Annotated in this window: 10 protein-coding genes and 10 tRNA genes; 3 read left to right on the plus strand and 17 right to left on the minus strand. The window is 25.7% G+C overall.

Features of this window, described 5'->3' with window-relative positions:
- Nucleotides 1–153: 153 nt before the first annotated feature.
- From LPB137_RS10020 to LPB137_RS10030, 3 genes are read right to left on the minus strand one after another with little or no spacing between them, the layout of a single operon-like run.
- Nucleotides 154–690 (minus strand): hypothetical protein, encoded by a 537-nt coding sequence (locus LPB137_RS10020; RefSeq protein WP_076087621.1) that lies wholly within the window; start codon nt 688–690, stop codon nt 154–156.
- Between the two features lie 39 nt (nt 691–729).
- Nucleotides 730–1,599, minus strand: coding sequence for an AraC family transcriptional regulator (locus LPB137_RS10025; RefSeq protein WP_076087623.1), 870 nt, complete (start codon nt 1,597–1,599; stop codon nt 730–732).
- Nucleotides 1,600–1,621: 22 nt separating this feature from the next.
- The gene (locus LPB137_RS10030) at nt 1,622–3,997 is read right to left on the minus strand and encodes a PAS domain S-box protein (RefSeq protein ID WP_076087625.1); all 2,376 of its coding nucleotides are present in this window, start codon (nt 3,995–3,997) and stop codon (nt 1,622–1,624) included.
- 570 nt (nt 3,998–4,567) lie between these two features.
- Between LPB137_RS10030 and LPB137_RS10035 the strand changes: the two genes are divergently transcribed.
- Together LPB137_RS10035 and LPB137_RS10040 are read left to right on the plus strand one after the other, a co-directional pair.
- On the plus strand, nt 4,568–5,692 hold the full coding sequence (locus LPB137_RS10035) for a GGDEF domain-containing protein (RefSeq protein ID WP_076087627.1): 1,125 nt from the start codon (nt 4,568–4,570) through the stop codon (nt 5,690–5,692).
- A 32-nt stretch (nt 5,693–5,724) separates the two neighbouring features.
- Nucleotides 5,725–6,768, plus strand: coding sequence for a hypothetical protein (locus tag LPB137_RS10040; RefSeq protein ID WP_076087629.1), 1,044 nt, complete (start codon nt 5,725–5,727; stop codon nt 6,766–6,768).
- Between the two features lie 20 nt (nt 6,769–6,788).
- Here LPB137_RS10040 and LPB137_RS10045 read toward each other — a convergent pair whose 3' ends face one another.
- From LPB137_RS10045 to LPB137_RS10110, 14 genes are all read right to left on the minus strand, one after another.
- Nucleotides 6,789–7,751, minus strand: coding sequence for a multidrug resistance efflux transporter family protein (locus tag LPB137_RS10045; protein ID WP_076087631.1), 963 nt, complete (start codon nt 7,749–7,751; stop codon nt 6,789–6,791).
- On the minus strand, nt 7,752–8,963 hold the full coding sequence (locus tag LPB137_RS10050; protein WP_076087633.1) for a response regulator: 1,212 nt from the start codon (nt 8,961–8,963) through the stop codon (nt 7,752–7,754).
- 78 nt (nt 8,964–9,041) lie between these two features.
- Complete coding sequence (locus LPB137_RS10055; RefSeq protein WP_076087635.1) at nt 9,042–9,863, minus strand: LysR family transcriptional regulator; 822 nt, start codon at nt 9,861–9,863, stop codon at nt 9,042–9,044.
- A gap of 10 nt (nt 9,864–9,873) precedes the next feature.
- A complete protein-coding gene (locus LPB137_RS10060) occupies nt 9,874–10,617 on the minus strand; it encodes a sulfite exporter TauE/SafE family protein (protein ID WP_076087637.1) in 744 nt (247 codons plus the stop codon).
- Nucleotides 10,618–10,770: 153 nt separating this feature from the next.
- Nucleotides 10,771–10,854, minus strand: a tRNA-Leu gene (locus tag LPB137_RS10065).
- A gap of 77 nt (nt 10,855–10,931) precedes the next feature.
- Nucleotides 10,932–11,008 (minus strand) — tRNA-Met (locus LPB137_RS10070).
- A 72-nt stretch (nt 11,009–11,080) separates the two neighbouring features.
- Nucleotides 11,081–11,155: transfer RNA gene (locus LPB137_RS10075), tRNA-Gln, on the minus strand.
- 36 nt (nt 11,156–11,191) lie between these two features.
- Nucleotides 11,192–11,269 (minus strand) — tRNA-Thr (locus tag LPB137_RS10080).
- A 47-nt stretch (nt 11,270–11,316) separates the two neighbouring features.
- A tRNA-Met gene (locus LPB137_RS10085) sits at nt 11,317–11,393 on the minus strand.
- Nucleotides 11,394–11,408: 15 nt separating this feature from the next.
- Nucleotides 11,409–11,485 (minus strand) — tRNA-Met (locus tag LPB137_RS10090).
- A 17-nt stretch (nt 11,486–11,502) separates the two neighbouring features.
- Nucleotides 11,503–11,579 (minus strand) — tRNA-Gly (locus tag LPB137_RS10095).
- A 55-nt stretch (nt 11,580–11,634) separates the two neighbouring features.
- Nucleotides 11,635–11,711: transfer RNA gene (locus LPB137_RS10100), tRNA-Gly, on the minus strand.
- A gap of 13 nt (nt 11,712–11,724) precedes the next feature.
- A tRNA-Ile gene (locus LPB137_RS10105) sits at nt 11,725–11,801 on the minus strand.
- A gap of 9 nt (nt 11,802–11,810) precedes the next feature.
- Nucleotides 11,811–11,900: transfer RNA gene (locus LPB137_RS10110), tRNA-Ser, on the minus strand.
- 168 nt (nt 11,901–12,068) lie between these two features.
- Between LPB137_RS10110 and LPB137_RS10115 the strand changes: the two genes are divergently transcribed.
- Nucleotides 12,069–13,541, plus strand: a complete 1,473-nt coding sequence (locus LPB137_RS10115; RefSeq protein ID WP_076087639.1) for a sensor domain-containing diguanylate cyclase — start codon at nt 12,069–12,071, stop codon at nt 13,539–13,541.
- Nucleotide 13,542 lies beyond the last annotated feature (1 nt).

Raw genomic sequence — 13,542 nt, forward strand, 5'->3', positions numbered from 1 at the left:
TAAAAATCCTAATAATGCAATAAAAAAAACAATAAAACTTCTTGATAATCTATAAATTAAAAAACTAATAAAAAAACAAAAAGAAATATATGATAAATTAGCTGGTATAAATAAAAAACTTTCAGGTACTACTAACTCTAAAGGAGGCATATATTAACTTAAAAGATATGGTAAATCTCGTTTTAAACTCTCTAATAAGTTTTCATTTAAAAAAAGTTTACAATAGGCTTTATCATCATTTTTATAACAATTCGCACAAACATATCTATTTCTTTTGATTAATTCTAAGGCTTGTTCTAAATTAACTTGTAAAGCTTCATTATTTGTATAGTATAAATACATTTCATTTAAATTTTCTTCTAGATCATTATCTTTTAAAAATACAATTGATTCTTCCATAAATTCAATTACATTCTCACCACTTTGCTTTATATTTAAAAAAGCATGTTTAACATCTTCAAATCTCATATCAAATTTTGCACCAACTAATAATAACTCTTTTAAATTTTTTAAATCATTTTGTTGAAAGTAGTATTGTAATAGTAAGTTTAAATAATGCTCTTTCACATCTGAGTCTAAATCTTCTATATATTCAAATACTTCATTTGCATCATCTATTTTTTTATTATTTATTAATTCTTTGTGAATAACACCTATTTGGGAAATTATTTCGTGTAATCTATCGCTCATATAATACCTTATTAAAATTTGTCTAATTATATCAAATTATTACACTACTTTAATAGGTACGTAAAAATCTAACTTAAAAGTATCATTATCTTCTAAATAATGATTTTGATAATATATTGCATAAGAAGGAAGTGTTTTAGCTTCATAACCACTTTGGGGCATCCAATAATGATATATATAAGTCATAAGTTTAGCAACATCACCGTATACACCTTCATAAGAGAATATCGCATATAAAGACTCAATAACCTCTAACTTACTAATTGAATTTGTTGCTTCAAAATCATCATCTACTTCAATTGCTGCTACATAATTACAATCTTTATAATCTGTAATAACAGGATTATCATGATAAAGACCTATTTGAGTATTGTTAAGTATATTTTTCTCATATGCAAAGGCAAGTAATCTTTCCCATGTTTTTGATAAGCCTTCTAAATCATATCCTTTAAGTCTTAAATATGCACAAGTTTTTGAAGGAACTACTTTGATTTTTACATCAATATTTTTAAAATTTAAATAAAAATCTTCTTCTAAATTTAATGAATCATGTGAAAAGTTTTTATAAGCACCTTGTCTCCATTTTGAAGGTGTGTATTCAAATCTTTTTTTAAAGGCTTTTATAAAAGATGTATGAGAAGAGTAACCGCATAATTGACTTATTTCACTAATTGTTGAGTAAGTATTTGTAATAAGTAAATTTGCAGCTTTTTGTAATCTTATAGAGGTAATTCTTTCAAATAAATTCTCCCCTACTTCTTCTTTGAAAATTCTCAAAAAATGGTACTTACTTACACTATTTAATTTTGCTAGTTCATCCAAAGTAATATTTGTATCAATATACTTATAAATATAGTTAAGAGATTTATTTACAATATCAGCTCTTAGATGTTTTGTGTCTTTTTTCATAAAAAATTATATCACGAAAATATTAAACTATAGGAATTTTTATAGTAAACTGTGCACCTTTATTTGTTTCATTATTATATGAAGTATCTACATTTTTAACAGAAATAAAACCATGTATTTGTTTTGTAATAATTTGATTAGTCATATATAAACCAATACCTGTTCCAATAGATTCATGTTTTGTAGTAAAATATGGGTCGAAGATATGTTCTATTGCATTATCTTTTATTCCACCAGCATTATCTCTAAATTTAAGAATAATAGCTTTTTCTTCCTTTTTTATTGAAACGTAAAAATATTTTTCATGTTGAACTGTTGAGAATGCATCTTTTGCATTATTATAAATATTAAGTAAGGCTTGAATTAAAATATTTTCATTATAATCAAAATATATATCTTCACATTTCTCTTCATATTGAATAAAATTACTATTAAAACTATCAATACTAAGCTCTCTAACTTTTTTTAGAGTATCTTTTAAATTTGTATTCTTAGAAGAGGATACGTCATCCTTAAAAAAACCTCTAAAGTCATCAATTGTTTTTGATAGATGTTGAGTATGATGATTAATTTTACTAAGAGTTTCTTTCATTTGTTCTTTATTAATTTCTTCATCAAACTCTAATGAAAGTTTTAATCCTGTTGATGCAGTTGAAATCACAGATAAAGGCTGTCTCCATTGATGAGCAATATTTCCAATCATCTCTCCCACTGCAGCGGTTCTTGATTGTTGGAACATCATTCTTTGCTGAATTACGTGTTCTGTTATATCAGTTAAATAAGCTATAAACTCTGTTATTTCACCTTCTGAATTATTCAATGTTACTACATTTTCCAAAATCCATTTTTCTCTTTCATCTTTAGTTTTAATTACATAAGGCTCACGTTTAAAATATTTTGATTTATTGCTTAAAGCTTCTTGAGACTTATTTCTAATTTCTTCAAGATATTTTTTATTTACTAAAGATGTAAAATCTACTTCTCCTGATGTAAATTCACTATTCTTATATCCTGTTAATTTATAAATACTTTCAGATGCATATTCAACATCTTTATTTTTATTATTCTTCCATTTAAAAAGAACAACATCTCCTTTATCAAATAAAGATAATAAACCTTTTTGATATTTATTTAATTCTTCGGATAAGTATTTTGCAGTTATATCTTCTGAAATAGAACGATATCCTATTTTTTTACCATTAAAAAATAATGATTCGATATAAACATTAAAATGTTTTATTTTCTTGTCTTTAGAAAAATTAGTAATCCGCCCCTTCCACATAAAGTCATTATTAAGTACTTCCCACATTTTTGCAATATATTCACTAGTAGTACTAGAATGTTTCATTATTGAATGTGTTTTACCTATTAATTCACTTTCACTAAAACCCAATGTTTTACAATAAGCTTCATTTGCATGTGTAATAATTCCATTTAGATCTGTAGTTAATATTAAAACATATTTATTTACCATTTCTTGCTGATTAATTACGTCTTTATTAGCTTGAATAAGTTTTCTATTCATAATTTGTATTGATCGATTTTTATAAAGAATAAGTATAAAAACAATGATAAAAAAAGCAAGAGCATATGCAATTCTTGCAAAATCAATACCTTGATCAACTTTTATTTCAATCCATCTATTTACAATAGTATTTAACTGTTCTTCCGAAATTTGATTTAATGATTTTTGCATAATGGTGTTTAATAAAGGTTCATCATTTCTCGAAGCAATACTTAAATCTATATTAAATTCTAATTTCCCTGCAATCTTTAAATCAACGATTCTATGCTTTTGCATGTTATAGCCAATAGCTGCCATAATATCTATATAGCCAAAAAGTTCTCCCTTTCTTACTTTTTGTAAACCTTCTTCTGCATTTTGTACTTCAACTATCTGAACTTTTGGATTGTTGTTTTTTAATACTTCAATAAAAGCATAACCTTTTACAATTCCAATTTTTCTATTTCCTATAGCTTTACTATCTTTTATAAAAAGTTGATCTAATTTAGTAGCAATAACAAAAGGTTCACTAGTATATGCATTTGTAAAGTTCATGCTATTTCTACGACTTTTTGTATTCATCGCAACAGGAAGGATGTCACATTTTCTATTTTTTATATTTTCTAAAGATTGTGTCCATTGCTTTGTATGAATCAATATAATTGGCGTATTGATTTGCTTTGAGATTAAATCTATAATATCTTTTGCAATACCTTTGTGATTTCCGTTTTTATCAATTTGTTCAAAAGGAAGCCAATTGGGTAAAACACACATTTTAATTTGCTTTTTTTCTTTTAAATATGAGTATTCTTCTTGAGTCAGTATATCAGTTTTATTTGTAGCAAATAAATTTGCAAAAAATATTATAAAAGTTAATAGAAAGATTTTAAACATCAACAAGACCTTATAAATATCAATAATTTTACTATTATAGTATATATAACTTTATAAGAAGCATTATATACATTTCTTTACACTTTTAATAATAATTACAAGTTTTATTTTTTATTTTTATTAAAAAATATTTTAAGATAATTTTTTCTAAAATATAATTTTTTGAGATTTTAGAAAAGTCAATAAATCATAATAAATAACCAGCTAAATACTTTAAGTATAATTTTTTTCTAATATTATTTATTTATACAGCTTTAATTTTAGTATTCTTTCAATTAGCTATTAATACTTTCCACACAAGTAATATGTAATATAATCAGTAAAAAAATAATAAATACATATATTATCTTTTTATACTATTAATAATAAGTAAATAAAAATAATCTTCTAGTCATCTTAATCTTTTTAATTATAATAAAAAATCATTTATTATAATTAATAAAATAAGATATTTTATCTATAAAGATGCCTATTTATAGGAGTTTGTAAGAAGTTGATGAAAAAATGAATTTAAGTTGTTTGTAATTCTTATCTATGTATATTACGCAAATTTTAAAGGTTAATTTATACATGAATGAAAATAAAAATCTTCACTTATTTGAAGTATTCCCTTGGAATAAAAATTTTGAACTGGGAATTAAAAGAATTGATTCAGAGCACAAGCAAATCGTTAAACTTTTAAATATATTAGCAACAACTTTAACTCATCCAGAAGAAAATGATATTACAAATATTTTAAAAAAACTCACAGAGTATTCAAATTATCATTTTGAATCAGAACAAAAGTTTTGGGCATTACATATAAAAGATGAGACTTTAATACATAAACATAAACAAACTCATGAATCATTTCTACCAGAAGTTTATAAAATTCAAGAAGAGCATAAAAATAAACCTTTATATATTACGGTTGAAGCAATAATTACATTTTTAATACGTTGGATTACCTTTCATATAATTGAAGAAGATAAAGGTTTATGCTTAATAATTTATGCTTTAAAAAAAGGATATACCTTAGAAGAAGCAAAAGTGATTTCTCAAGAAGAAATGGATGGTACAAACAAAGTATTAATTGAAACAATCTTAACTATGTATGAAGGTTTATCATCTAGAGCTATTTTGCTAATGAGAGAATCAAATGCAAGAATCAAAGCAGAAAAAGAACTAAAAAGAGCCAATAAGAAACTAGAAGAATTAGCTATTACTGATCAATTAACAAAAGTATATAATCGTAGACATTTTGAAAATGTTTTTTCTTATGAATTAAAAAGAGCAACAAGAGCAAAGTCATTATTTAGTATTGTATCAATTGATATAGATTACTTTAAACAATTAAATGACACCTACGGACATCAAAGTGGAGATGCAGCTTTAATTTCTATTGGTAAATGCTTAAATGAAATATGTAAAAGATTCGGAGATTTTGCGTTTAGAATTGGTGGTGAAGAGTTTGCAATAATTATTACAGATAGTAAAGATGAATCCGCAATTAAACTTTCAAATAAACTACAAGAAAAACTTAAAAAGTTAGAAATAGCGAATAAAAATAGTGATATTTCTAATTATATGACTATTTCCATAGGTATTGTTTCTTTAATTCCTAGTACAAAGGATAATATAGATTCTATTATGAAAAGTGTAGACAAAAAATTATATCTTGCAAAAGAACAGGGTAGAAATCAAATAATAAACTAATTTATACTATCATATCTAAACAAGGATTAGATATGGAAAGTATAATTGCAATAGAAGAACTAATTAATCAAACACAAAAACAAATTGATTTACAAAATTTGCAACTACAAAGACATTACAGTGGAGAAGGTAAACTTTCATCATTAATTCTTGCATCAACAGAAAATACACTTGAAGTTGCTACAAATCAATTAAACAAATATAATAAAATATTAAAACGTCTTTTAGGTGAAGATGGGGAAAAATTAAATGAAGAGTATCGTTTAAGAATTGCATCAAAAAGAAAAAGATACTTCGATACTCAAGACTCAAGAATAAAAGCTAATAAAGAACATTCTAGTGATATAAAACTTGCAGCAATTAGAATTTTAGGAGAATTACCTCAAGAAATTGAACTTGATGATGAGGATCTTTTTGAAATAGCAGTTAAATCTGCACATCTAACTCTTCCTGAACTAAATGAATTATCAAAACTTCTAGACACTATTAGAGTTGAATTTAATTCACAATTAGAAAAAAATAAAGAAGAAGATATTAAACAAATAGCAACTCTTGATTATCTAATTCCTATTGTAATTTTACATTTTAAAATTTTAAGAGATAATATTAGTCAAAGTATTCATGATAAAAATCTACATAATCAAGAACTACTAAAAGAAGGAAAAATTGAAAACTTCGAAAAAAAGAAATTTTCAACATGGCCTAAATATCAAGACTGGTGGGTACGAGAACTTTGGGTTAGTCATCAAGCTTATTTTTCTTTATTTAAGTGGAAAGAGATTATAAATAAACAGTGTCAAACAACAGAACAAAAAAAAGCTTGGAGTATCATTTACGATAGATGGATAACTATTAAAAAACTATTAAATGATAAAGGAACACTTGCTTTTCACTATCATTATGTTTTTGATAAACTAATAGAGAAATATGCTAAACTCGAAGAAGAAATGGATGAAGAAAAAATGAATAATATAGAAAAAATATATTTAAAGCTTTCGGAAAAAGAAGACTTTGAAAAGAATTCTAATTTCCATAATATTATTACTCCTTACTATAAGTATAAAAAAAGTAAATAATAAATATTAAGATTAATCTCTTACTTAAATTTGGTAAGTGCTATTAATCCTAATACTGTAATTATAATTCCTAGTACTCCAATTTCATTTGGAAAAACTGCATTTAAAAAAATCATTTCTCCAGCTAATGCAAAAAACACTTCACCTGATTGTGAAGCATCAACAGCAACAAGTTTTGAGGGTGTATTAGCATGAGACCTTGCATATAAAAATAATGATGTAGCAATTACCCCTGAAAGTATTGCAATAAAAGCAACACTAATTAATTGCCCGCTTGAAGGAACACTTGCATCTGTAAAAAAGTATAAAACAATCCAAAGAGGAAAACTTCCAAGTGTTAAAAGAAATACTTTTACAAAAGCATTATTTATTATAGTATTATCAATTAATTTTTCTTTTCTTTTTTTCTTCTCTTCCCATACAAGTTGATTTCCAATAGGATAGCAAAAAGCTGCAACTAAGACAGGGAAAAAGCCTAAAAATAATGCATCTAAATTATCAAAATCAAAATGACTAATATTTACAAGAGTAATTCCTAAAAAAATAATAACAGTAAAAAACCAAATCTTTTTTGATAGCTTTTGACCAAAAAAAGATAATACAAATAAGGAAGCAAGTATTGTCATTTGCCATGTTGTAGCAACTACCCAACCAGGAGAAAAATCAGCCACAAAACAAATAAGTGCATAAAAGAACCCAAATCCAATAGTTCCAGCAATACTCCAAAACCTAAAGTTTTCATAGTACTCTTTCAATACTAATTTAAAATATGAAATTCCTTTAAAAAAAATAAGTCCAATGCAAAGAAAAGCAAGAGTATATAAAAATCTAAGTGATGCGGAAAAATACCAATGCCCACCATCAAGAGATATAGCTCTATTTATTAAAAATGTAGCAGAAAAAAACAGTGCTGATATTAAACCAATTATTAGTAAAAAAGAAGAATTAGTTTCATACTTCTTTATAGTATTTTTTAAACTCATTTATTTAATATTATTTTCATCAATAATAAACATCAAGTCAATAATCTTTTTATTTTTAATTTCAAGATCTTTTATTAAAGATTTTATTTTTTCATGAGAGGTGTCAACTTCTTTAGTAAGAGTAATAATATCTTCTACTTGCTTATCTATTTTAACTTTATGTAATTGAAGTGCATTAACATGCATTTCTATTTCACTTTTTTTATTCATCAACATAGTTGAATATTTCTCATCAAAAGTAGCAATGTCTTTTTCATATTTTCTTAATTGATTATCTTGTCTAAGAATCTTTGTATTTAGTTCATCAACTGTAACTTGATTGAAGTTATTTATGATTCTTTTTGAATTCAATAATTCTTCTTTTAGTTTTGATATATCTTTATGTAATAATTGTTCTTTTTTATTAGCTTCTTTAATATTCAAAATTACTTTTTTCTGAAAATCTCTTTTTTCTAAATTTTCTTTAGTAGTTAGAAAAGATATCGTTATAAATTCTTCATTATTATTATCTTCAATTTTAAAAATAGAATTATTTAAATAAAATACTTCTTTATTTTTTGATAAAAACTTAGTATTACCTTTCCAGAGTTTTCCATCTTTTAAGTAATCCCAAGTTTCTTTAATATACTTTGATGGTATTTCAGGATGTATAATATCTTTAAAATTTAAATTTCTTATCTCATCTTTTCCATATCCAGACATTAGTAGCATACTTTCATTCATATAAGTAATTGCCCCATTAGCTTTCATTTTATAAATTAATGCTACTTTATCAACAGCTGAAATATAGTTTTCTACTTCATTATCTTTTATAAGTAATTTTTTCTTTAATAAAATTCTTTCTGATAATAAATCAATTTTTTCAAGCAATTTTCCTTGACTTATAGGTTTAGATAAAAATGCATTAACATTTAAATCTATTAATTCTAAAAGTACTGAGGCTTCAACTTCTTTACTTGTTATAATAAAGCCAATATTTGTATCTGAAAGTCTAATCAATTTTAATAAGTCTACACCACTTATAGCAGGTAACTCATCACTTGAAATAATAATATCAATTTTATTCTTTTTATATAATTCATAAGCCTCTTTTCCATCATTTGCTTCAAGTATTACATTAAAATATTTTGATAAAATATTAAATAACTTCTTCCTATCATCTTCATCACTTTCTGCAATAAGAATAACTATATCTTCAAAACTTCCACTCATTTAAGTCCCTTATTTATAAACCGTATTGGCAATTATACTATAAATAGTCATTTGTTTAGTCTAAGTATATTATATTTATTAAATTAATTTTAAATCTTTTAGATAATTTTCAATCATTGGTGAATAATCTTTTCTACAAATTAAATATGTATCTAAATCAAAATCCATTTCTGTAATTTTTAATTTATCTAAATATCCATATTTTTCAACAATTTCTCTTGCAAATAAAGCTACACCATAACCTGCATTTACACAAGCTAGAATCAATTCATAATTTTCCAAATTTATTCTTTTATAGATTCGTTTTTCTTCTTTGCTTAAATATTGTTCTAAAAAAATACGATTCAAATATCCATTTTTATACGCTAATATAGTTTTTTCAGGAACCTTATCTTTTGACTGAACCAAAACAAAATCTTCTTTAAATATATTTAAAACCTCAATATCTTTATGATTTGGGTTTCCATTAACAAAAGCAATATCAAGCTTATAATCAAGTAATTCATCAATAAGATTAGTACTGCTATCTACTTTAAACTCTAGCTTCATATTTTCAAAATCATTGTTTATTTTTTCTATAAATTTTGTTAATCTAATACTTGCATTTGATTGAGTTGAACCAATTTTTAAACGTTCTTGATAGTTGATATTTTGCATTTTTAATCTAGCTTCTTCAACTTTTTTTACAATATCAACTGCAAAGGGGAAAAGTTTTTCTCCTTCTAATGTTAGAACTACACCACGATTTGTTCTATGAAAAAGTTCATAACCTAAACTTTTTTCAAGTTGCTTAATCCTTAATGTTACGTTTGATTGTGTAAAATTTAATTGCTTCGCACCTAATGAAATACTTTTTGTATCTACAACTGCTAAAAATACTTTTAATAAATTTGAATCCATACTTAACCTTTTAAGAATTTAGAGTTTGAATAATCAATGTTAAAGCAGTAAAAAATAGTACTACTTTTAAAATCTTTACATAAAACTTTGCATCAATAAATCTTTTAACTTTTGATCCAAGATACATTCCAAAGAATACTACAACTAAAGTCATCATAGAAATACTAAAAGCTTCACCAGTAAATGTCCCAAAATATACAAATACTGATATTTGTCCAATTTTTGTAAATAAAAAACACAAATTTGATAACTGTATAGTGTCTTTTTTACTATACTTCAGCTCTAGAGTATACATAATCATCAAGGGTGCTACTACATTTGTAAGGCCTGAGATTATTCCTCCAAATATACCTAAACCGTAAGTAGATGATTTTGGATGAGTAGTAACAAATGAAGCATTGATTTTTATCAAAGATTGTAAAAGATAAAGTAAAATAATAAAAGCTAAAAGCAGTTTAAAATATTCGGAATTTACATAAACTAAAAGAATAGTTCCTAAAGTACTTCCTATTATCATTAAAAGAATAATTACCCAAAACTTTTTTAAAGCTTCAAGAAAATTTCCTTCACTTAAAATACTCATTATATTTGCAAGCATAGTAGGTATTAACATAAAAAGTATTGTAGTTTGAATATCTGTAAATAATGCAACTAAAGCAGTTGATATCATTCCAAAGCCAAAACCAATACTTCCGTGAACAACTGAAGCCCAAAAAAGAATAAAAGCCAAAGCAATTATAAAATCTATTTCCATATGAGTATCCTTAATATTACATATAATTATTAGTAATACCAAATGATATTACTAATAATTATAGCTAAAAAGAATAAAAATTTTATAAATGAGTATTTAGTATTATTAAAAAAGTTAAATTTTGATTGATAAGGAATATTATAAAAGTACAAATGGTACCAGTGACCGGGCTCGAACCGGTACGCCCTAGGGCAAAAGATTTTGAATCTCTCAAGTCTACCATTCCATCACACTGGCACAATAATAAATTGTAGCTAAAAAAAAAGCTTCTAGCTAAAAGAACTAAAAAAGTTCAAATAGCTAAAAGCTTAAATTGGTTACGGAAACTGGATTTGAACCAGTGACCTTCGGGTTATGAGCCCGACGAGCTACCGTGCTGCTCTATTCCGCGGTTTGAAATACTTAAAGTATTTATTAGGAATTATATCATCATTAAAAAACTTCTTGCTTAAAGTTTAAAAAGTGGATGGGGTAGAAGGATTCGAACCTTCGAATGACGGCACCAAAAGCCGTTGCCTTACCACTTGGCGATACCCCAAGAATAAAGATTTTGTGCATTCACAACAAAATTTAATGGAGCTGGTGAAGGGACTTGAACCCCCGACCTGCTGATTACAAATCAGCTGCTCTAGCCAAGCTGAGCTACACCAGCAACAATAAAATATTTCTAAAAAGCAATACCGATTGTATTCTTTTTAATGGTGTCAAGAGAGAGACTTGAACTCTCGACCTCCGGCTTATGAGACCAGCGCTCTAGCCAGCTGAGCTACCTTGACATTGGCTAATAAAATTGGTTGCGGAAACTGGATTTGAACCAGTGACCTTCGGGTTATGAGCCCGACGAGCTACCGTGCTGCTCTATTCCGCGTTAACAAAATATTTAAGTGGAGCGGGAAACGAGACTCGAACTCGCGACAATCTGCTTGGAAGGCAGAGGCTCTAGCCAACTGAGCTATTCCCGCACACTAATAGTAATAAAAATGAACCTAAATAGTATTACTACTTCTATTTAGATAATGGAGCGGGAAACGAGACTCGAACTCGCGACAATCTGCTTGGAAGGCAGAGGCTCTAGCCAACTGAGCTATTCCCGCATACATTATACAATGGTGGGTCTAGAAGGACTCGAACCTTCGACCACTCGGTTATGAGCCGAGTGCTCTAACCAGCTGAGCTATAGACCCTGGTTAAAGTGGCGGACAGTGAGGGATTTGAACCCTCGATACCGTTGCCAGTATGCATCCTTAGCAGGGATGTGGTTTCAGCCACTCACCCAACTGTCCGTTGTTTCACAAGTCTCGTTTATCACGAAATTTGGATGGGAATTATAATCATATATCACTTAAAACATACTTAAAATATTTCTTTTAATATAAATAAATAAAAAGCAATAATAAACTCTATTATTAAATAAAAAAAGTAGTATAATATATTAAGTTAAAGGTAAACTTATGAAAAAAGTATTTAAACTTTACAACATCTTTATTTTTTTATTAATAATCTTTTTTATAGGACTATCATTTATTTATGAAAAAGAAGAAAATCAACTTAAAATAAATACTTTAAATAAAATTCAAACACAATCAAAATACATTAATGAATACTTCTTAATTAATAAAGCTTTTATTTTATCATTAAAAAATAGTCTACTTGGTAATTTAAATATTGATAATTTAGTACACCCTGCTTTTGGAAAAATAAAAAATAAAGAAAAAAAAGATATTTATAACATATTATGTAATGTTAATGATATAAAATCAACACTCAATGGTGTAGGCTCTTTAGCAAATATTGATATTGATACAATACAAGAAATAAATTCTATTTTATATCTTAATCCTTTGTTTAAAACTATTCTAAATTCTGAACATGACATACAATGGGTTTATTACTCATCTAAAAAAGAATTTATCTATATAGCACCAACAAATGAAGTATGGGATAAAAAGTTTCTAAAATATCTATATACAAAAGAGTTTTGGACAGAAGCTATTCCTTCTAATAACCCTAGTGGAGAATTAATACTTACAAAAATCTACGATGATGGTGCGGGAAAAGGTTATATGACTACTTTATCTTTGCCAATATTTTTTGATTCAGAATTTAGAGGTATCCTATCAATTGATATAGCACTAAAAACTTTAAATAAAATGATTAATAATATTAAACTTCCAGGAAAAATATATTTAACAAATGAAGATGATTTAATAATTTCATCTAATCAAGTATTTAAATTAGATGAATATTTAGATAAAAAACATATTACATTTTCACTTGATTTATTTGATAACAAATTAAAACTAGTTTATATTGAAAATAAAAAAAACAAAATCCTCACTATTTTATTAAATATTTTACCTATTGTTATACTTTTACTATTTAGTTTAATTATTGTTTATATATTAATGCATCAGGTTTTATTAATAAAAAAAATTAAAATAATAGCAAATAAAGATTTTTTAACTTCTCTTTTAAACAGACGTGCAATGATGCGAGAAACAATAAAACAACTAGAGATTGCAAATAGATATAATTTAAAAATGTCATTACTATTACTAGATATTGACTTCTTTAAAAAAGTAAATGATACATATGGACACCAAGCAGGAGATTTAGTAATACAAGAGATTTCTAAAATTCTTGCTAAAAATACAAGAGAATCAGATTTAGTTTCAAGATATGGAGGAGAAGAATTTTTAATTTTACTTTATAATACAGATGTTGATTCTGCATATTTATTAGCAGAGAGAATAAGAAAAGAAATTTTAAATTTAAAAATTAAAGGTATAAATTCTTCTTTGACTATTAGTATTGGATGCACTGAATATATAAAAGATGAATCTATAGATAGCTTTATAAATCGAGCAGATTGTTTACTCTATAAAGCAAAAGAAAAAGGAAGAAACCAAACTATAAAAGCTTAGT

Source organism: Poseidonibacter parvus (assembly GCF_001956695.1).
In the GTDB taxonomy this organism is placed as follows: Bacteria; Campylobacterota; Campylobacteria; order Campylobacterales; family Arcobacteraceae; genus Poseidonibacter; species Poseidonibacter parvus.

Coding starts and splice junctions, on each gene's coding strand:
- LPB137_RS10050 (WP_076087633.1), bottom strand. CDS start 8,963: ATGAGTGGAAGTTTTGAAGATATAGTTATTCTTATTGCAGAAAGTGAT.
- LPB137_RS10025 (WP_076087623.1), bottom strand. CDS start 1,599: ATGAAAAAAGACACAAAACATCTAAGAGCTGATATTGTAAATAAATCT.
- LPB137_RS10060 (WP_076087637.1), bottom strand. CDS start 10,617: ATGGAAATAGATTTTATAATTGCTTTGGCTTTTATTCTTTTTTGGGCT.
- LPB137_RS10045 (WP_076087631.1), bottom strand. CDS start 7,751: ATGAGTTTAAAAAATACTATAAAGAAGTATGAAACTAATTCTTCTTTT.
- LPB137_RS10055 (WP_076087635.1), bottom strand. CDS start 9,863: ATGGATTCAAATTTATTAAAAGTATTTTTAGCAGTTGTAGATACAAAA.
- LPB137_RS10115 (WP_076087639.1), top strand. CDS start 12,069: ATGAAAAAAGTATTTAAACTTTACAACATCTTTATTTTTTTATTAATA.
- LPB137_RS10035 (WP_076087627.1), top strand. CDS start 4,568: ATGAATGAAAATAAAAATCTTCACTTATTTGAAGTATTCCCTTGGAAT.
- LPB137_RS10020 (WP_076087621.1), bottom strand. CDS start 690: ATGAGCGATAGATTACACGAAATAATTTCCCAAATAGGTGTTATTCAC.
- LPB137_RS10040 (WP_076087629.1), top strand. CDS start 5,725: ATGGAAAGTATAATTGCAATAGAAGAACTAATTAATCAAACACAAAAA.
- LPB137_RS10030 (WP_076087625.1), bottom strand. CDS start 3,997: ATGTTTAAAATCTTTCTATTAACTTTTATAATATTTTTTGCAAATTTA.